The organism is Sabulicella flocculans, from assembly GCF_045449635.1.
GTDB lineage: Bacteria > Pseudomonadota > Alphaproteobacteria > Acetobacterales > Acetobacteraceae > Roseococcus.
Genome location: NZ_JBJJBR010000002.1, coordinates 149924 through 168593, shown reverse-complemented (window position 1 = coordinate 168593; position 18670 = coordinate 149924). Strand labels below are relative to the sequence as shown.

19 protein-coding genes and 1 tRNA gene are annotated in these 18670 nt (G+C 73.5%); 13 read left to right on the top strand and 7 right to left on the bottom strand.

Annotated features, from left to right (window positions below):
- Positions 1-20: 20 nt before the first annotated feature.
- The 3 genes from katG to ACI6QG_RS03640 all read right to left on the bottom strand — a co-directional run bounded on the left by katG (position 21) and on the right by ACI6QG_RS03640 (position 4228).
- Positions 21-2222 (bottom strand): catalase/peroxidase HPI, encoded by a 2202-nt coding sequence (katG, locus tag ACI6QG_RS03650; RefSeq protein ID WP_407023204.1) that lies wholly within the window; start codon positions 2220-2222, stop codon positions 21-23.
- Positions 2223-2315: 93 nt separating this feature from the next.
- The gene (recQ, locus tag ACI6QG_RS03645; RefSeq protein WP_407023203.1) at positions 2316-4094 is read right to left on the bottom strand and encodes a DNA helicase RecQ; all 1779 of its coding nucleotides are present in this window, start codon (positions 4092-4094) and stop codon (positions 2316-2318) included.
- 59 nt (positions 4095-4153) lie between these two features.
- Positions 4154-4228 (bottom strand) — tRNA-Thr (locus ACI6QG_RS03640).
- A gap of 158 nt (positions 4229-4386) precedes the next feature.
- On the opposite strand from ACI6QG_RS03640, the gene ACI6QG_RS03635 reads away from it, so the two are divergent.
- Entirely contained in the window at positions 4387-5154 is a 768-nt protein-coding gene (locus tag ACI6QG_RS03635; RefSeq protein WP_407023202.1) for a TrmH family RNA methyltransferase, read from the top strand.
- Positions 5154-5906, top strand: a complete 753-nt coding sequence (locus ACI6QG_RS03630) for a 2-keto-4-pentenoate hydratase (RefSeq protein WP_407023201.1) — start codon at positions 5154-5156, stop codon at positions 5904-5906. Before ACI6QG_RS03635 ends, ACI6QG_RS03630 begins: the two co-directional genes overlap by 1 nt.
- Here ACI6QG_RS03630 and ACI6QG_RS03625 read toward each other — a convergent pair.
- On the bottom strand, positions 5893-6732 hold the full coding sequence (locus tag ACI6QG_RS03625) for an alpha/beta fold hydrolase (RefSeq protein ID WP_407023200.1): 840 nt from the start codon (positions 6730-6732) through the stop codon (positions 5893-5895). The genes ACI6QG_RS03630 and ACI6QG_RS03625 overlap by 14 nt on opposite strands.
- 136 nt (positions 6733-6868) lie before the next feature.
- Between ACI6QG_RS03625 and ACI6QG_RS03620 the strand changes: the two genes are divergently transcribed.
- Genes ACI6QG_RS03620 through ACI6QG_RS03585 form a run of 8 tightly spaced genes read left to right on the top strand, consistent with a single transcriptional unit; the run spans position 6869 to position 13242 of the window.
- Positions 6869-7321 (top strand): SUF system Fe-S cluster assembly regulator, encoded by a 453-nt coding sequence (locus tag ACI6QG_RS03620; protein WP_407023199.1) that lies wholly within the window; start codon positions 6869-6871, stop codon positions 7319-7321.
- A gap of 14 nt (positions 7322-7335) precedes the next feature.
- The gene (gene sufB, locus ACI6QG_RS03615; protein ID WP_407023198.1) at positions 7336-8835 is read left to right on the top strand and encodes a Fe-S cluster assembly protein SufB; all 1500 of its coding nucleotides are present in this window, start codon (positions 7336-7338) and stop codon (positions 8833-8835) included.
- Positions 8835-9575 carry a Fe-S cluster assembly ATPase SufC gene (gene sufC / locus ACI6QG_RS03610; RefSeq protein ID WP_407023197.1) on the top strand — a complete coding sequence of 247 codons (741 nt, stop codon included), beginning with the start codon at positions 8835-8837 and terminating at the stop codon, positions 9573-9575. The genes sufB and sufC overlap by 1 nt, the downstream gene beginning before the upstream one ends.
- Complete coding sequence (sufD, locus tag ACI6QG_RS03605; RefSeq protein ID WP_407023196.1) at positions 9572-10828, top strand: Fe-S cluster assembly protein SufD; 1257 nt, start codon at positions 9572-9574, stop codon at positions 10826-10828. The genes sufC and sufD overlap by 4 nt, the downstream gene beginning before the upstream one ends.
- A 2-nt stretch (positions 10829-10830) precedes the next feature.
- Entirely contained in the window at positions 10831-12075 is a 1245-nt protein-coding gene (locus ACI6QG_RS03600; RefSeq protein WP_407023195.1) for an aminotransferase class V-fold PLP-dependent enzyme, read from the top strand.
- Positions 12072-12515: a Fe-S cluster assembly sulfur transfer protein SufU gene (sufU, locus tag ACI6QG_RS03595; protein WP_407023194.1), complete on the top strand. Its 444-nt coding sequence runs from the start codon at positions 12072-12074 to the stop codon at positions 12513-12515. Before ACI6QG_RS03600 ends, sufU begins: the two co-directional genes overlap by 4 nt.
- Entirely contained in the window at positions 12508-12858 is a 351-nt protein-coding gene (locus ACI6QG_RS03590) for an SUF system Fe-S cluster assembly protein (RefSeq protein WP_407023193.1), read from the top strand. Before sufU ends, ACI6QG_RS03590 begins: the two co-directional genes overlap by 8 nt.
- A 15-nt stretch (positions 12859-12873) precedes the next feature.
- Positions 12874-13242, top strand: coding sequence for a HesB/IscA family protein (locus ACI6QG_RS03585; protein ID WP_407023192.1), 369 nt, complete (start codon positions 12874-12876; stop codon positions 13240-13242).
- A gap of 1 nt (position 13243) precedes the next feature.
- Here the strand turns inward: ACI6QG_RS03585 and ACI6QG_RS03580 are convergent, their stop codons facing one another.
- Entirely contained in the window at positions 13244-14533 is a 1290-nt protein-coding gene (locus ACI6QG_RS03580) for a hypothetical protein (RefSeq protein WP_407023191.1), read from the bottom strand.
- A gap of 73 nt (positions 14534-14606) precedes the next feature.
- Between ACI6QG_RS03580 and ACI6QG_RS03575 the strand changes: the two genes are divergently transcribed.
- Genes ACI6QG_RS03575 through ACI6QG_RS03565 form a run of 3 tightly spaced genes read left to right on the top strand, consistent with a single transcriptional unit; the run spans position 14607 to position 16925 of the window.
- Positions 14607-15515 (top strand): SDR family NAD(P)-dependent oxidoreductase, encoded by a 909-nt coding sequence (locus ACI6QG_RS03575; protein WP_407023190.1) that lies wholly within the window; start codon positions 14607-14609, stop codon positions 15513-15515.
- Positions 15512-16312: a nitroreductase family protein gene (locus ACI6QG_RS03570; RefSeq protein WP_407023189.1), complete on the top strand. Its 801-nt coding sequence runs from the start codon at positions 15512-15514 to the stop codon at positions 16310-16312. The genes ACI6QG_RS03575 and ACI6QG_RS03570 overlap by 4 nt, the downstream gene beginning before the upstream one ends.
- Positions 16305-16925 carry an NUDIX hydrolase gene (locus ACI6QG_RS03565; protein ID WP_407023188.1) on the top strand — a complete coding sequence of 207 codons (621 nt, stop codon included), beginning with the start codon at positions 16305-16307 and terminating at the stop codon, positions 16923-16925. Before ACI6QG_RS03570 ends, ACI6QG_RS03565 begins: the two co-directional genes overlap by 8 nt.
- On the opposite strand, the gene ACI6QG_RS03560 is transcribed toward ACI6QG_RS03565, so the two are convergent.
- Together ACI6QG_RS03560 and ACI6QG_RS03555 are read right to left on the bottom strand one after the other, a co-directional pair.
- Complete coding sequence (locus ACI6QG_RS03560; protein ID WP_407023187.1) at positions 16893-17783, bottom strand: MBL fold metallo-hydrolase; 891 nt, start codon at positions 17781-17783, stop codon at positions 16893-16895. The genes ACI6QG_RS03565 and ACI6QG_RS03560 overlap by 33 nt on opposite strands.
- Positions 17780-18670 (bottom strand): DMT family transporter, encoded by an 891-nt coding sequence (locus ACI6QG_RS03555; RefSeq protein ID WP_407023186.1) that lies wholly within the window; start codon positions 18668-18670, stop codon positions 17780-17782. The genes ACI6QG_RS03560 and ACI6QG_RS03555 overlap by 4 nt, the downstream gene beginning before the upstream one ends.

Here is an 18670-nt window from a genome sequence, read left to right as displayed (position 1 = left end):
CCCGCCCCCGGGGTAGCCCGTCAGCGCTTCAGGTCGTAGCGGTCCAGGTGCATCACCTTGCTCCAGGCCCGCGCGAAGTCGCGGGCGAAGGCCTCCGGCGCGTCGGACTGGCCGTACAGCTCGGCCAGGGCGCGCAGCTGGGAATTGGCGCCGAACACCAGGTCCACCCGCGTCGCCGTCCACTTCCGCGTGCCGGCCTTGCGGCAGCAGGCCTCGTAGAGGCCGGGCTGGCCCTCCAACGGCTTCCACTCGTGGGCCATGTCCAGAAGGTTGACGAAGAAGTCGTTGGTCAAGGCGCCCACCCGCTCGGTCAGCACGCCATGGGGCGCGCCGCCGGTGTTGGCGCCCAGCACGCGCAGGCCGCCCAGCAACACCGTCATCTCGGGGGCGGAAAGCGTCAGCAGCTGGGCGCGGTCCACCAGCGCCTCCTCCGCCGGCATGGCCTGGCTGGGCTTGGCGAAGTTGCGGAAGCCGTCCTGCATCGGCTCCAGCGGCTCGAAGGAGGCGGCGTCGGTCTGCTCGGCCGTGGCGTCGGTGCGGCCGGGGTGGAAGGTCAGCTCCACCTCGGTCCCGGCGGCGCGCGCCGCCTGCTCCACCCCGGCGTCGCCCGCGAGCACGATCAGGTCGGCGAGCGAGATCTTGCGACCGGAGGGGCCGGCGTTGAACGTGGCGCGGATGCCTTCCAGCACGCCCAGCACGCGGGCGGTGCGGGCGGGGTCGTTGGCCTCCCAGTCCTTCTGCGGGGCCAGGCGCAGCCGGGCGCCGTTGGCGCCGCCCCGCTTGTCCGAGCCGCGGAAGGAGGAGGCCGCCGCCCAGGCGGTGCCCACCAGCTCCGCCACCGAAAGCCCGGAGGCCAGCACCTCCCGCTTCAGCGCCGCCACGTCGCCCTCGGTCACCAGCGGGTGGTCCACCGGCGGCACCGGGTCCTGCCAGATCAGCTCCTCGTCGGGCACCAGCGGGCCCAGGTAGCGCGCCTTGGGCCCCATGTCGCGGTGGGTCAGCTTGAACCACGCGCGGGCGAAGGCGTCGGCGAACTGGTCCGGGTTCTTGTGGAAGCGCTCGGAGATCTCGCGGTAGATCGGGTCCTCGCGCAGGGCGAGGTCGGCCGTGGTCATCATCGGCGCGTGGCGCTTGGCGGGGTCATGCGCGTCGGGGACGGTGCCCTGGGCCTCGGGGTTCCTGGGCGTCCATTGCCAGGCGCCGGCGGGGCTCTTGGTCAGCTCCCAGTCGTAGCGGAACAGGTTGTCGAAGTAGCCGTTGTCCCAGGCGATGGGGTTGTTGGTCCAGGCGCCCTCGATGCCCGAGGTGATGGTGTGCACGCCGAAGCCGCTCTCGAACTTGCTGGCCCAGCCCAGCCCCTGCTGGTGGATCTCCGCGCCCTCGGGCTCCAGCCCGACATGGGCGGCGTCGCCGGCGCCGTGGCACTTGCCGAAGGTGTGGCCGCCGGCCACCAGCGCCACCGTCTCCTCGTCGTTCATCGCCATGCGCGCGAAGGTCTCGCGGATGTCGCGGGCGGAGGCCTTGGGGTCCGGGTTGCCGTTGGGGCCCTGCGGGTTCACGTAGATCAGGCCCATCTGCACCGCGGCCAGCGGGTTCGCCAGCTCGCGGTCGCCGGAATAGCGGGTGTCGCCCAGCCAGGTGTCCTCGGCGCCCCAGTAGACGTCCTCGTCCGCCTCCCACACGTCGGCGCGGCCGCCGGCGAAGCCGAAGGTCCTGAGGCCCATGGATTCCAGCGCGACGTTGCCCGTCAGCACGAACAGGTCCGCCCAGGACAGGGCGTTGCCGTACTTGCGCTTGATGGGCCACAGCAGGCGGCGGGCCTTGTCGAGGTTGGCGTTGTCGGGCCAGGAATTCAGCGGCGCGAAGCGCAGCTGGCCGGAGCCGGCGCCGCCCCGCCCGTCCGCCGTGCGATAGGTGCCGGCGGCGTGCCAGGCCATGCGGATGAAGAAGGGCCCGTAATGCCCGTAGTCGGCCGGCCACCAGGGCTGGCTGTCGGTCATCAGCGCGTGCAGGTCGCGGATGACGGCCTGGAGGTCCAGCTTGGCGAAGGCCTTGGCGTAGTCTTGCGCCGGCAGCGGGTTCCCGGCCGGATGGTGCTGGTGGAGGATGCGCAGGTTCAGCGCGTTGGGCCACCAGTCGCGGTTGCCGCGGCCGCTGACGCTGGCGTGCTTCGGCGCGCCATGCATGACGGGGCATTTGCCCTGAGCGACTTGTCCGTCCATGGGGTTGGTCCCCTCCCTCCCGTTGTCTGGGAAGAATGTTGGGCAAGGCGGAAAAAACTTCAACCGCCATGCAACCCTCCGTGGCGCGGACGCTCAGGCTCCTTCCAGCGCCGCCAGCACCGCCGCCCCGTAGCGCTCCAGCTTGGACGCGCCGACGCCGGGCACCTGCGCCAGCTCGTCCAGCGAGGCCGGGCGGCGCCGGGCGATCTCGGCCAGGGTCTGGTCGTGGAAGATGACGTAGGCCGGCACCTGCTGTGCGCGCGCCTGCTCGCGCCGCCAGTCGCGCAGGGCGCCGAACAGCGGGTCGTCGGAGGGCGGGGGCACCCGGTCCTCGCGCGGGGCGGCGGCGCGGAAGGAGGATTCGCGCAGCAGGAAGGCGCGCTCGCCGCGCAGCAGCGGGCGGGCGGCCTCCGTGGGCACCAGCTCGCCGTGGCTTTCCACCGCCACGTCCAGCGCGCCCTCGGCCACCAACTGGCGGGCGACGTCCTTCCACACCGGGTCGGCCACCCCCTTGCCCTTGCCGAAGGTGGGCAGGCGGTCGTGGCCGAACTGCGCCACCTTGTCCGTCATCCGCCCGCGCAGCACGTCCACCAGGTGGTTCAGCCCGAAGCGGCTGCCGGTGCGCACCGCGGCCGAGATGAGCTTCTGCGCCGCCTCCGTGGCGTCCACCAGCCGCGGCGGGGCGGCGCAGACGTCGCAGCGCCCGCAATCGGCCGGCAGGTCCTCGCCAAAGCAGCGCAGCAGGGTGCGGCGGCGGCAGGTGGCGGATTCGGCGATGGCGACCATGGCGTCGAGCCGTGCGCGCTCGATGCGCTTCTGCTCGTCGCCCGCCGGGCTTTCGGCGATGCGGTGGCGGGCCAGGGCGATGTCGCCGGCGCCGTAGAGCAGCAGGGCGCGGGCGGGCTGCCCGTCGCGCCCGGCCCGGCCGATCTCCTGGTACCAGCCCTCCGGCCCCTGCGGCAGCGAGAGGTGCGCGACGAAGCGCACGTCCGGCCGGTCGATGCCCATGCCGAAGGCGATGGTGGCGCACATCACCACCTGCTCGCCGCGGGCGAAGCGGCGATGCGCCTCCCGCTTGGCCGCCGCGTGCATGCCGGCGTGGAAGGCCAGCGCCTCGTGCCCGTCGGCGCGCAGCCATTCCGCGGTGGATTCGGAGCGCGCGCGGGTGCCGCAGTACACGATGCCCGTCCCCGCTTGCCCGCGCAGGAAGGCGCGCAGCTGCGTGCGCTCGGCGTCGCGCGGCACGGCGGCGAGGTGGATGTTCGGCCGGTCGAAGGAGGAGCGGAAGACCGGCGCCTCCTCCAGCCCCAGCAGGCGGCGGATGTCCTCGGCCGTGCGCGGGTCGGCGGTGGCGGTCAGCGCCAGGCGCGGCACCTCGGCGAAGCGCTCGTGCAGGGTGGTCAGCGCGCGGTATTCGGGGCGGAAGTGATGGCCCCATTGGGAAATGCAGTGCGCCTCGTCCACCGCGAACAGGGCGAGGGGGCGCTCCGCCAGCCGCTCCAGCATGCCCTCCATCGTCAGCCGCTCGGGCGAGACGTAGAGCAGCTTCAGCCGGCCGGCCTGGATGTCGCGCCAGACGGCGCGGCGCTCCTCCTCCTCCAGCTCGGAATGGAGGGCGGCGGCGGCGACGCCCTGCTGGCGCAGCGCCGCCACCTGGTCCTCCATCAGCGCGATGAGGGGCGAGACGACGATGGCCAGCCCGGGCCGCACCAGGGCCGGCACCTGGAAGCACAGCGACTTGCCGCCGCCGGTGGGCATCAGCACGAGGCCCGAGCCGCCCTCGCAGACGTGGTGCACCACCTCGGCCTGGCGGCCGCGGAAGCCGTCATGGCCGAAGACCTCGTGCAGCACCTGTTCGGGAGTGGCCGGCATGGAGCGCGCGGTCTAGCGCGGCGCGGCGCGCGCGGCCACCCGGTCCGGGGTGGGAAGGATGGTGCCCCCGACAGGATTTGAACCTGCAACCACCTGATTACAAATCAGGTGCGCTACCGTTGCGCCACAGGGGCCCGCCGCCCTGCCGGGGCATGGTCCGGTTGCGCGGAACCACGCCCCGGAGATGCCAGAAAGGCGATTGAGCGCGGCGACGTTGCCCCCGCCGCGGGGCGCAGTCTAGCCGCTGGCGCCCCGGCTTGCCAGCGCCGCCCTTCCGGCCCTTGATGCCGCGATGCGCCGCCGCCCGCCCCATCGTGCCCCCCGCCCCGACGCCCAGGCCGCGACGGAGGAAGGGGTGTGGCTGCACGGGCTGCACCCGGTGGCCGCCGCCCTGGCCAACCCTGCCCGCCGCCTGCGCCGCCTGCTGGTGACGCGCGGCGCCGAGGCCGAGCTGGCCGAGCGCGTGCCCGCCCCTTGGCGCATCGCCCCCGAATTCGTGGAGCGCGAGCGGCTGGACCGCGTGGTGGGCGCCGACGCGGTGCACCAGGGCGCCGCCCTGCTGGCCGAGCCCCTGCCCGCCCCGGCGCTGGAGGCGGTGCTGGAAGGCACCACCGGCCCCGTGCTGGTGCTGGACCAGGTGACCGACCCGCGCAACGTCGGCGCCATCCTGCGCTCGGCCGCCGCTTTCGGCGCCGCCGCCGTGCTGATGCAGGAACGCCACGCCCCGCCCGAGACCGGCGCCCTGGCCCGCGCGGCCTCCGGCGCGCTGGAGGTGGTTCCGGTGCTGCGCGAGGTGAACCTGGCCCGCGCCATCGAGGCGCTGAAGAAGGCCGGCCTGTGGGTGGTGGGGCTGGAGGCCGCGGGACCGGTCACCCTGGCGCAATCCGGCCTCACCGGCCGCCGCGTGGCGCTGGTGCTGGGCGCCGAGGGCGAGGGCATGCGCCGCCTGACGCGCGAGGGCTGCGACGAGCTGGTGCGCCTGCCGATCCGCCCGGCCATGGAGAGCCTGAACGTGTCCAACGCCGCCGCCGTGGCGCTCTACGAACTGGGGAGGGAATGATGGACGCCGCCGACCTGATCCTGGAGGCGCGCCGGGCCCGGCGCGTGCTGGCCCCGCTGGGCGCCGCCGCCCCCGCCACGCCCGAGGCCGGCTACGCCGTGCAGCTCCAGGTGGCGCAGCGCCTGGGCGCCGTGCCGCCCTGGGGCTTCAAGATCGGCGCCACCACGCGGCAGATGCAGGACTACCTGGGGCTGACCGGCCCGGCCGCCGGCTTCGTGCCCGCCACCTCCCCCCACCCGGACGGCGCGCGGCTGCGCTTCGGCGACTTCCTGCACCCGGGCGTGGAGTGCGAGGTGGCGGTGCGCCTGGGCCGCGACGTGCCCTGGGGCGCCGAGGCCGGCATCGCCGACGTGGCGGAAGCCTTCGCCGCCATCGAGATCGTGGAGAAGCGCTACGGCGACCTCGGCGAACTTGGGACGCCGACTCTGATCGCGGACTGCGTGTTCCACGCCGCCGGGGTGCTGGGGCAGGCGCCGCCGGATTGGCGGGAACTGGACCTGGCCGCCATCCGCGGCGAGCTGCGGGTGGACGGCGAGGTCAAGGGCGGCGGCTTCGGCCGCGACCTGCTGGGCCACCCGCTGGAGGCGCTGCGCTGGCTGGCGACGTCGCCCGCCGCGCGCGAGTTCGGCGGGCTGCGCGCCGGGCAGGTGGTGTGGCTGGGCAGCGTCACGCCGCCCATCTGGCTGGAGGGCCCCTGCGCCGTCGAGGTGGCGTTCGACGGGCTGGGCAAGGTTTCCGTCAGCTTCGGGTGAAGGGCCAGGCGCCGCCATCCACCGCGGTCAGGAAGTCGAGCAGGGTGCGGTTGAACAGGTCCGGCTCCTCCAGGTTGATGGCGTGGCCGGTGCGCGGGAACACCGCCAGCCCGCTGTCGGGGATGGTGCGCTTCAGCCACAGCGTGGCGTCCAGCGACGGGGCGTCCTCGTCGGCCGCCACCAGCAGGGTGGGCACGCGCAGGCGGCGCAGCCCCTCGGCGAAGTCGTGCAGGCTGGAGCGGCCGCCCTGCACGCCCTGCATGGTGCCGGCGCTGCCCTCGGCCGGGTGGGCGGCGAAGCGGGCGCGGAACTCGGCGTGGCCGCGCGGGTCCTTGGCGGCGAAGGTGACGCGTGCCGGGCTGGAATCGTAGCGGGCGGCGAAGGCGTCCATGCCGCCCTGGCGGATGGCCTCCGCATTGGTGCGGGCGGCGGCGGCGAACTCCGCGTGCTCCGCCGGCATGGCGCCGTAGCCGACCCCGGCGACGGTGAGCGAGCGCGCCAGGTGCGGCGCGTGCAGCCCCAGGTGCAGCGTGGCGAAGGCGCCCATGGACAGCCCCACCACATGGGCGGGCGCCAGGTCCAGCCCCTCGATGACGGCGACGAGGTCGTCGCGCGCCTGCTCCTGCCCGTAGGCGGGCGCCAGGGAGGAAGGCGGGTAGCCGCGGGCGGCGTAGGTGATGCAGCGGAAGCGCCGGGCGAAGAACCGCATCTGCGGCTCCCAGGAGGCGGCGTCGCCGGCGAATTCGTGCACGAACACCAGCGGCCGGCCGCGGCCCGCCTCCTCCACGTGCAGGTCCACCCCGTCCCTGGTGCGAATCAGCGGCATGCCCGTCCCCCAGCTTGAAGCCGGAGGGTGCGGCGCGCCCCGACGCCATGCAAGGCGGGCATGGGAAGCCTTCCCGCCGCCCCCCTGGAAAGAGGACGCGAGGGGTCCTATTTCAGCGGCGTCGAGGAGAGAACCGGTGCTCAAGCTGTCCCGCCTGACGGACTATGCGGTGGTGGTGCTGGCCCGCATGGGCGAGGCCCCCGATGCGCGGCAGAGCGCGCCGGAGCTGGCCGCGCGCACCGGCCTGGCCGAGCCCACCGTGGCCAAGGTGCTGAAGATCCTGGCGCAGTGCGGCCTGGTGGTCGGCCTGCGCGGGGCCCGCGGCGGCTACGTGCTGGCCCGCCCGCTGGGGGCGATCCGCCTCAGCGAGGTCATCACCGCCTTCGACGGCCCGATCGCGCTGACCGCCTGCGTCGAGGGCGGCGGCGGCGGCTGCGAGGCCGGCGGCGGCTGCCCGGTGCGTGGCCGGTGGGAGCCGGTGAACGCCGCCATCCGCGACGCGCTGTCCGCCGTCACCATCGCCGAACTGGCCGGCCCGCGGCCGGTCGCCTTCATTCCCGAGGCGGAGATCCGCCTCGCCGCCGAATAATCCAGGGAGCCGTCATGCCCGCCGTCGCCGAGACCATCGAGACCGTCCAGGCCGCCCAGGAAGGCGGCTACAAGTGGGGCTTCGAGACCGACATCGAGATGGAGTTCGCCCCCAAGGGGCTGAACGAGGACATCGTCCGCTTCATCTCCGCCAAGAAGAAGGAGCCCGCCTGGCTGCTGGAATTGCGGCTGAAGGCCTTCGCGATGTGGCAGAAGATGGAGGAGCCCGACTGGGCCGCCGTCAACTACCCGCGCATCGACTACCAGGACGCCTACTACTACGCGGCGCCCGTGAAGAAGGCCGGCCCGAAGTCCCTGGACGAGGTGGACCCGGAGCTGCTGAAGACCTACGCCAAGCTGGGCATCCCGCTGAAGGAGCAGGCCATCCTGGCCGGCGTCGAGGGCGCGGGCGACAGCCCGTCGGATTCCGGCCGCATGCCGGTGGCGGTGGATGCGGTGTTCGACAGCGTCAGCGTCGCCACCACCTTCCGGGGCGAGCTGGCTAAGCACGGCATCATCTTCTGCTCGATCAGCGAGGCGGTGCAGGAGCACCCGGAGCTGGTCCGGCAATACCTGGGCAGCGTGGTGCCGCAGGGCGACAATTTCTTCGCCTGCCTGAACAGCGCCGTCTTCACCGACGGCTCCTTCGTCTACATCCCCAAGGGCGTGCGCTGCCCGATGGAGCTGAGCACCTATTTCCGCATCAACGCCAAGAGCACCGGCCAGTTCGAGCGCACGCTGATCATCGCCGACGAAGGCTCCTACGTCTCCTACCTGGAGGGCTGCACGGCGCCGCAGCGCGACGAGAACCAGCTGCACGCCGCGGTGGTTGAGCTGGTGGCGATGGACGACGCCTCCATCAAGTATTCCACCGTGCAGAACTGGTACCCCGGCGATGCCGAGGGCAAGGGCGGCATCTACAACTTCGTCACCAAGCGCGGCGCCTGCCGCGGAGCGCGCTCCAAGATCTCCTGGACGCAGGTGGAGACGGGGTCGGCCGTCACCTGGAAGTATCCCTCCTGCATCCTGCAGGGCGATGATTCGGTGGGCGAGTTCTACTCGGTGGCGGTGACCAACAACTTCCAGCAGGCCGACACCGGGACCAAGATGTTCCACATCGGGCGGAACACGAAGTCCACCATCGTCTCCAAGGGCATCAGCGCCGGGCGCAGCCAGAACACCTATCGCGGCCTGGTGCGCATCGGCGCCAAGGCCAAGGGCGCGCGCAACTTCACGCAGTGCGACAGCCTGCTGATCGGCGACCAGTGCGGCGCGCACACCGTGCCCTACATCGAGAACCGCTGCCCCTCCGCCAAGGTGGAGCACGAGGCGACCACCTCGCGCATCGCCGAGGACCAGCTGTTCTACTGCCGCGCCCGTGGCCTGAACGAGGAGGAGGCGGTGGGCCTGATCGTCAACGGTTTCTGCCGCGAGGTGCTGAAGGAGCTGCCGATGGAGTTCGCTGTCGAGGCGCAGAAGCTGCTGGCGATCAGCCTGGAAGGGAGCGTTGGGTGATGCTGAAGATCGAAGGGCTGACCGCCGAGGTCGAGGGCAAGCAGATCCTCAAGGGCGTGGACCTTGAGCTGCCGCAGGGCGAGGTGCACGCCATCATGGGCCCCAACGGCTCGGGCAAGTCCACCCTCTCCTACGTGCTGAGCGGGCGGGAGGGCTACGAGGTCACCGGCGGCTCCGTCACCTGGAACGGGCAGGACCTGCTGGCGATGGAGCCGGAGGAGCGCGCGGCCAGCGGCGTCTTCCTGGCCTTCCAGTACCCGGTGGAGCTGCCCGGGGTGGGCAACGCCAACTTCCTGCGCACCGCGCTGAACGCCCAGCGCCGCGCCCGCGGCGAAACCGAGGTGGACGCCATGGCCTTCCTCAAGCTGGCGCGGGAGAAGCTGAAGGCGCTCAAGATGAGCGACGAGATGCTCAAGCGCAACGTCAATGTCGGCTTCTCGGGCGGCGAGAAGAAGCGCAACGAGGTGTTGCAGATGGCGCTGCTGAACCCGTCCCTCGCCATCCTGGACGAGACGGATTCGGGCCTGGACATCGACGCCCTGCGCATCGTCAGCGAAGGCGTGAACGCGCTGCGCGGCCCGTCCTTCTCCGCCCTGGTCATCACGCACTACCAGCGCCTGCTGTCCTACATCGTGCCGGATCGCGTGCACGTGCTGATGGGCGGGCGCATCGTGCGCTCCGGCGGCAAGGAGCTGGCGCTGGAGCTGGAGGCGCAGGGCTACGGCGAGGCGGCGGCATGAATGCCCTGACCGCCGGCTCCGCCGCCTTCCTGGCGCGCTACGAAGGGCTGCGCGCCCGCCTGCCCGGCCCCGCCGCGCTGCGCGAGGATGGCGCCGCCCTGCTGCGCGAACGCGGCCTGCCCGGCCGCCGCGTGGAGGAATGGCGCTACACCGACCTCGGCGCCCTGGCGCAGATCGGCTTCACCGAGGCGCTGACCGAGGCGGTGGAGCACCCTGCCCTGCCGCCGATGCGCGCCGCGCATCGCGCCGTCTTCGTGGATGGGCGCTTCTGCGCGCACCTGTCCGCCCTGCCCGCCTGGGCTGCTTCCCTGCCGTCGGCGCTGGACGCCGCCGCGCCGCTGCTGCGCGGCGCCGAAGGCCAGCCCCTGGCGGCGCTGAACGCCCTGCTGTGGGAGGACGGGCTGTTCCTGGACCTGACGGCCGGCACCGAGGGCGGCACGCTGGAGCTGCTGTCGCTGGCGGCCCACGCCGCCCGGCCCATCGCCTTCCACCCGCGCCACGTGCTGCGCCTGGCCGCCGGCGCCAGCCTGACCCTGCTGGAAACCAGCCTGGGCCCGGCCGGCGCCACCTACCTGCATAACCCCGTCTTCGACGTCACGGTGGCCGAGGGCGCGGCGCTGACCCATGTTCGCGTGCAGCGCGAGGGGCGGGGCGCCTTCCACCTGGCCACGGTGCGCGCCGACGTCGCGGCGGGCGGCACCTATGACAGCTTCACGCTGAACGCCGGCGCCCGGCTGGCGCGCGGCGAGATGCACGTGGCGCTGAACGGCCCCAGGGCGGCGGCGCACCTGAACGGCGCGCAGCTTGCGGCGGACGGCCAGCACGCCGACATCACCACCTTCCTGGACCACGCGGCCCCCGATTGCCCCAGCCGGCAGACGGTGAAGACCGTGCTGGCCGGCCGCGCCCGCGGGGTGTTCCAGGGCAAGATCCTGGTGCGCCAGGCGGCGCAGCGCACCGATGGCTACCAGATGAACCAGGCGCTGCTGCTGAGCGAGGAGGCGGAGATCAACGCCAAGCCGCAGCTGGAGATCTACGCCGACGACGTGAAGTGCAGCCACGGCGCCACGGTGGGCGCGCTGGACCCCGACCAGCTGTTCTACCTGCGCGCCCGTGGCGTGCCGGAGCGCGAGGCGCGCGCCCTGCTGGTGCAGGCCTTCCTGACGGAGGCGGTGGAGGGCGTGACCGACCCCGCCGCCCGCGCCGCGCTGGACGAGGCGGTGGCCGGCTGGTGGGAGCGGGAGGCGGCCTGACCATGGACATGCCCCTGCCCGCCTTCGACGTCGCGCGCATCCGCCAGGACTTCCCCATCCTGGCGCAGCCGGTGCATGGCCGCCCGCTGGTGTTCCTGGACAGCGGCGCCTCCGCCCAGAAGCCGCGGCAGGTGATGGACGCCATGCGCGCCTGCATGGAGACGGCCTACGCCAACGTCCACCGCGGCGCCTACCACCTGAGCGAGCTGGCGACCGAGAAGCATGAGGCCGCGCGGGAGGCGGTGGCCCGCTTCCTCAACGCCGCGCGGCCGGAGGAGATCGTCTTCACCGGCAGCAGCACCAACGCCATCAACCTCGTCGCCCATTCCTTCGGGCGCGGGATGCTGAAGCCCGGCCAGCGCGTGCTGGTGAGCGAGATGGAGCACCACGCCAACCTGGTGCCCTGGCAGATGCTGCGCGACGCCGGGCTGGGCATCGGCCTGGGCCACGTGCGCATCACCGATGCGGGCGAGCTGGACCTGGATTCCCTCCGGGCGGAGTTGGCGAAGGGCGATGTCGGCCTCGTCGCCGTCACCCACATGTCCAACGTGCTGGGCACCGTCACCCCCGCCGCCGCCATCGCCCGCCTGGCGCACGAGGCCGGGGCGCGGGTGCTGTTCGACGGCTCCCAGGCCGCGGTCCACCGGCGGGTGGACGTGCAGGCGCTGGACGCCGACTTCTACGTCTTCACCGGACACAAGCTCTACGGCCCGACCGGCATCGGCGTGCTCTACGCCAAGCGCGAGCTGCTGGAGGCCATGCCGCCCTTCCTGGGCGGCGGCGACATGATCGAGACGGTCACGCTGGACGGCTTCACCTGGGCCGCCCCGCCCGCCCGCTTCGAGGCCGGCACGCCGCCCATCATCGAGGCGCAGGGCCTCAAGGCCGCGGTGGAGTACGTGGAGGCCATCGGCCTGGACGCCATCGAGGCGCATGAGCGCGCCCTGGTGGACCACGCCATGCGCGTGCTGCCGGAGGTCGAGGGCCTGTCGTTGGTGGGCGCCGCGCAGGACCGCGGCGGCGTCTTCGCCTTCGCGCTGGACGCGGCGCACCCGCACGACCTGTCCAGCTTCCTGGACCGCCGCGGCGTGTGCATCCGCGCCGGGCGCCATTGCGCCGAGCCGCTGCACGCCCGGCTGGGGCTGGAGTCCGGCAGCGCCCGCGCCTCCTTCGGCCTCTACACCACCAGGGAGGAGGTGGACGCCCTGGCGGAGGCGCTGCGCGAGGCGCGGCGGTTCTTCGCGTGAGCGACGCGGCGCTGGAGGGCCTGTACGCCGCGCCCATCCGTGACCACGCGCGCCAGCCGCGCCACCGCGCCCGGCTGGAATGCGCCGACGCCACGGCGCGCGGCGACAACCCGCTGTGCGGCGACCGGGTGGAGGTGTTCCTGGCGCTGGAGGGCGGGCGCATCGCCCGCGCGTCCTTCCTGGGGCGCGGCTGCGACGTGTCCCAGGCCAGCGCCGACCTGATGGCGGGCGCCCTGCCGGGGCTGGACGCCGCGGGCGCCCGCGCCCTGTCGGCGCAGGTGCAACGGATGGCGCGCAGCGGCGAGGCCGGCGGCGTGCCGGAAGGGCTGGCCGCCCTGGCGGCGGCGGCGCGTTTCCCCAGCCGGGTGAAGTGCGCGACCCTGCCCTGGGTGACCCTGGAAGCCGCGCTGGACGGCGCGCGGGAGGCGAGCAGTGAGTGAACCCGTGACGACCTGGACCCCGGATGGCGAGGTGAGCCGCGCCCTGCGCGAGGAGCAGGTGATCGAGGCGCTGAAGACCGTCTTCGACCCCGAGATCCCGGTGGACATCTTCGAGCTCGGCCTCGTCTACGCCATCGAGCTGGACGACGCCGGGGCGGTGACGGTGGAGATGACGCTCACCACCCCTTCCTGCCCCTCGGCCCAGGAACTGCCGGCGCAGGCGGAGGAGGCGATCCGCCAGGTGCCGGGCGTGACCGATTGCCGGGTGGAGGTGGTCTGGGACCCGCCCTGGGACCAGTCGCGGATGAGCGAGGACGCCCGCCTCGCCCTCAACATGTTCTGACCGAAGGAGGCCCGAATGGACATGACCACGCCCATCGCCCGGCCCAAGCGCGAGCTGCCGCCGTTGCTGACCCTGTCCGACGCGGCGGCAGAGCGGCTGCGCGCCCTCTACGCCAAGGCGGAGGGCGGCAAGCTGCTGCGCATCGGGGTGAAGACCAAGGGTTGCTCCGGCATGGCCTATGACCTCGACTTCGTGGACGCCGCGGGGCCGGGGGACGAGGTGGTGAAGGACAAGGGGCTGACCCTGCTGGTGGACCGCAAGGCCTCGCTCTACCTGATCGGCACGGTGATGGACTACGAGGTGAAGGCGATGAGCGCCGGCTTCTCCTTCACCAACCCGAACGAGAAGGGCCGCTGCGGATGCGGCGAGAGCTTCCACGTCTGAGTCACGGGCGCCCGGCGCAGGCGTGGCGGGCCACCGCTGCGCGCGTCGCCCCCGGCAGGGCGCGGCCTGACGCCGCGTTGCGGCGGGCCTGGGCGCAGCCGAACCAGAAGTAGTCGCTGGCGGGGTCCACCACCAGCCGCGCCGGCGCCAGGCCGGGCGCGAGCATCACCGACAAGAAGGGCAGCGTGCTGTGCCACGCGAAGGGCGCGCTGGCGGCGGGCAGGACCGTGCCGGCGATGGGCCCGGCGCCGGGCGTGGCGGCCAGCGCCCGCACCGCCGCCGCGTGGCCCAGCCAGCCCGCGGTGAAGCGCGCCGCCTCTCCTGCATGCACCAGCGTCACCAGCAGCAGCGCCGGGCGCCAGTCCCGCCGTGGCCGCGGCAGCCAGCCGCGCGCGTGCAGCGCCGCCCCGAAGGCCAGCAGCGCCGCGCCGAGGAACAGCAGGGTGCGCGCGAAGTACCGCCCCTCGGCGTGCAGCGGCGCCAGGCCGGAGGCCCACCAGGCCACCAGCGCCGCCGCCACCAGCACCGGCGCCCAGCGCGTGAGCGGCGCCAGCAGCAGCCAGCCGCTTAGCACCGCGGCGATGGTCAGCAGCAGGGGGGCGAGGGCCGGGCGCCACTGGAAGAACCCGGCGCCCACCCGGCCCATCACCTCCGCCACGTAGGGGTCGGGGCGCACGGCCAGCTTCAGCAGCGCGAAGCCCGCCAGGGCCGGCAGCAGCGCCAGCGCCCCGCGCCGCAGCGGCCGCCAGCCCGGCGCCAGCGCCAGCAGCCCCACCAGCCCAACCGCCCACAGCAACCCGGCCTCGTGCGACAGCGCGGTGATGCCCAGCGCCAGCGCCAGCCACGGCAGCGGTGCCGCGTGCCAGCCCAGCGCCAGGGCGGGCCAGAAGGCGGCGTGCGCCACCCACAGCTCGGTGGGGAAGCCGAAAACCAGCGGCAGCAGCAGCGCGGCGGAGGCGCAGGCCCAGGGAAGGATGCGCCCCGTGCGGTCGGCGGCCAAGGTGGCGGCCAGCCCCAATGCCGGCAGCGCCAGGAAGGCCGCATGGAAGGCCAGCACGCCCGCTTCCGGTGCCCCGGCCAGGCGCGTGACGGCCTCGCCCAGCCCCGCCGTCAGCGCCCAGGCGGCGGCGCGGGCGGGAATCTGGCGGAAGTGGAAGTCCCACGAATCGGCGGCGGCCACGGCGTAGGAGAACAGCGCGCCGTCGCCGAACAGCAGCAGCCCGGCGCCCAGCCCGGCCAGCGGGAAGGCGGCGCACCAGCCCCAGGCCAGCACCGCCAGCATGCGCGTCATCTCCTGGTGGCCTTTCCCTGCGCCGCCACGGCGTCTAGCCTCCGCACCGCATAACGGGAAGGAAGCAGCATCCATGATGCTCGAAGGCAAGGTCGCGGTGGTCACGGGGTCCGGGGGCGGCATCGGGCGCGAGATCGCGCTGGCGATGGCAGAGGCCGGCGCGAAGATCGTCATCAACGACATCGGCGCCAGCCTGGGCGGCGAGGGCTTCTCCGCCACCCCGGCCGAGCAGACCAAGGGCATCATCGAGCAGAAGGGCGGCCAGGCCGTCATCAACACCGACAGCGTCAGCGAGTGGGCCAACGCGCAGAAGATCGTGCAATGCGCGATGGACAATTTCGGCCGCGTGGACATCGTGGTGAACAACGCCGGCATCCTGCGCGACCAGATCTTCCACCGCATGTCACCCGAGGAATGGCTGGCCGTCATCAACGTCCACCTCAACGGCTCCTTCTTCGTCTCGCGCGCCGCGGCCGAGGTGTTCCGCAAGCAGGAAAGCGGCGCCTTCGTCCACATCACCAGCACGAGCGGGCTGATCGGCAATTTCGGACAGGCCAACTACTCGGCGGCCAAGCTGGGGATCGTGGCGCTGAGCAAGTCCATCGCGCTGGACATGAAGCGCTACAACGTGCGCTCCAACTGCCTCGCCCCCTTCGCCTGGAGCCGCATGACCAGCTCCATCCCCGCCGAGACGCCGGAGCAGAAGGCGCGCGTGGAGCGGCTGATGCGCATGGGGCCGGAGAAGAACGCGCCGCTGGCGGTGTTCCTGGCCTCCGACGCGGCGAAGGAGGTCTCGGGCCAGATCTTCGCCCCGCGCATGCACGAGCTGTTCCTGTTCTCGCAGAACCGCCCCATCAAGTCGGTGCACAGCGAGAGCGGCTGGACGCCGGAGAAGATCGCCGAGATCGCCCTGCCGGCGATGCGCACCGCCTTCACGCCGCTGGAGCGCTCGGGCGACGTCTTCTCCTGGGACCCGGTGTGACGGAGGCGCTGCGGGCGCGCTACGGCTTCCTTCCCTTCGCGCCGCCGGAGGGAAGCGAGGCTCTGCGCCCGCTGCTCGACCGCCGCGTCACCCGGCGCTTCACCGCGCAGGAGGTGCCGGACGGCCTGCTGCGCATGGTCGTCGCCGGCGCGCAATCGGCGCCGAGCAAGAGCGACCTGCAGCAATACTCCATCATCGCCATCCGCGGGCACGCCACGCGCGCGCGCATCGCCCAGGCCATCGGCACCATGCCCTGGATCGCTGAGGCGCCGGTCCTGCTGCTGTTCTGCGGCGACCTGCGGCGCAACCGTCTGGTCGGCGCGCGCGCCGGCCTGCCCAACGCCAATGACAGCGTGGACAGCTTCATCAACGCCACCGCCGACGCCGCGCTGGCGCTGGGCTTCGCCGTCATGGCGGCGGAGGCGCTGGGGCTGGGCAGCTGCCCCGTCTCCTACGTGCGCAACCACCTGGACCTGGTGCGCGACCTCTGCGCGCTGCCCGCGGGCGTGTTCCCCCTGGCCGGGTTGGCGCTGGGCTGGCCCGCGGCGCGCAACGAGGTGTCCGCCCGCCTGCCGCCCGAGGTGGTGCTGCACGCCGAGCGCCACGCCGACGCCGACCCGGCGGCCATCGCCGCCTACGACGCCCGCCGCCCGCCGGCGAAGCCGCGCTACCCCGAGGTGCACGGCGCGGCCCCTGGGGGCTGCCGCTGGAGCGAGAACGTCGCGCGCCAGCTCTCGGTGCCGGAGCGGCCGGGAACGCGGGACTGGCTGGCCGGCCATGGCATCGCGCTTGGCTGAGCGCGCGGCGGCGAGCGGCGGCAATCGCCCGGCGCCGGCGCGCGACGCCTCCTCCCTGCTGCTGTGGCGGGAAAGCCGCGGGCGGGGGCTGGAGCTGCTGATGGGCCGGCGCCACCGCGCGCTGCGCTTCATGCCCGGCATGCTGGTCTTTCCCGGCGGGCGGGTGGACCGGGCCGACTACCGCGCGCCGGCCGCCAGCGAGCTGCCCACGGACACGCTGGCGCAGCTCGGCTATTCCGCGCGGCCCAGCCTGGCGCGCGCCCTGGGCGTGGCGGCGGCGCGGGAGCTGCTCGAGGAGACCGGCCTGGTGCTGGAGGGCCTGGCGCCGCTGCGCTACCTGACGCGCGCCATCACCCCGACCGACCGGCCGCTGCGCTTCCACGCCCGCTTCCTGCTGGCCCCGGCGGAGGCCGCCACGGGCAGCCTCCAGGGGTCGGGGGAGCTGGAGGAGCTGCGCTTCTTCACCCCGGAGGAGTTCGCCGCCGCGCCGCATGCCGCCATCACGCGCATGATCGTGGACGAGTTCCTGCGCTGGCGTGCCGACCCGGCGCGCCCGCTGGTGCGCATCATCGGCCGCGATTCACGCCGGCCGGAGAAGCCGCCAAAGCCCTGAGTCGCAGGCCGCCGCGCCGTCCTCCTCCAGCATCAGCAGGTGGGCGAGCATGGAGCGCGCGGCGGCGCGCACCAGCCGCGGGTCCAGCGGGCCGTAGACCGGGCCGACCAGCGCCTCCAGCGGCGCCGGCCCGTGCTCGCGCAGCGCCTTGAGGATGCGCCCCTCGCGCTTCTGCCGGTGGGCCGAGAGCGCGTCCAGGAAGGGCATCGGCTCGGGCAGGCGCGGGCCGTGGCCGGGGAGGTAGAGGCGGTCCTGCCCCTCGCGCTCGCGCAGCCTGCCCAGGCTGCGCATGTAGTCGCGCATGGAGCCGTCGGGGGGCGAGACGACCGAGGTGGACCAGGACATCACGTGGTCGGCGCTGAGCAGGATGCCGGTGCCATCCAGCGCGAAGCACAGGTGGTTGCCGCAATGGCCGGGGGTGAACAGCGCCGTCACCCGCCAGTCCGCCCCTTCCAGCGCCGCGCCGTCGGCCAGGCGGTGGTCGGGCTGGAAGTCGTGGTCGCCGCCCTCCTGCCCGGCATCCTTCGGCGTGGCATGCGGGCCGTGGGCGTAGCTGGGGGCGCCGGTCAGGCGTTGCAGCTCGCGCACGCCGGGCGAATGGTCGTTGTGGGTGTGGGAGACGAGGATGTGGGTGATGCGCTCGCCCGCCGTGGCGGCCAGGATGGCCTGCAGGTGGCGCGGGTCCGCCGGGCCGGGGTCCAGCACCGCCACCGAGGCGCCGCCGCCGATGAGGTAGGTGTTGGTGCCGCGGAAGGTGAAGGCGGAAGGGTTGTCGCACAGCACGCGGCGCAGGCCGGGCGCCACCTGCTCCACCTCGCCGGGCGGCAGCGCGTCCTCGCGCAGGAAGGGCACGTTCATCGGGGTTTCCTGCGCATCTCGTGGCGCATGATGAGCAGCCCGGCGCCGACGATCAAGGCGGCGCCGGCCAGCGTCCACGCGCTCGGCCGGTCGCCGAACACCACCAGGCCGAAGGCCACCGACCACAGGATGCCGCTGTAGGAGAAGGCGCCCAGCGCCGAAACCTGGGCGGAGGCGTAGGCCTCCGTCAGCAGCACCTGCGCCACCCCGCCCACCAGCCCGATCACCAGCAGCCACAGCCAGCCCCCCGCCGAGGGCGTGACCCAGACCAGGGGCAGCGCCGCGCCGGTGAAGGCGGTCATCAGCAGGGATTGCCACAGCACGATGGTGCCCGAGCGCTCCGTCGAGGAGAGCGAGCGCACCAGCAGCGTGGTCGCGGCCGAGAACACCCCGTGCGAGACCGCCACCGCCATCCCCCAGGCGGCGGCCGCGTCCACCGCGCCGCCGAAGGCCCCCTTGCCCAGCGCGATGACCAGGATGCCGGCGAAGCCCAGCCCCACCGCGGCGAAGCGCGCGCCGCCCACGCGCTCGCCCAGGAAGGGGATGGCCAGCAGCGTCACGAACAGCGGGGTGGCGTAGGTCAGCGCCGCCTGCTCGGCCAGCGGCAGCAGGGTGAGGGAATAGAAGGAGCAGGCCATGGCGGTGGTGCCGGTCAGGGCGCGCAGCGCGTGCTGGGGCAGGCGCCGGGTGCGCAGGCTGGGCCGGTCCTTGCCGCGCAGCACCAGCAGCAGCACCACCGGCACCGCCAGCAGCGAGCGGAAGAACATCACCTGCAGGAAGTGCAGATCCGCGCCCGCCAGCTTGACGAAGACGTTCATCACGGAGAACAGCGCCGTCGCCGCCAGCATGCACAGCGCCCCGCGGCGGATGTCGTGGCGCAGCGCCAT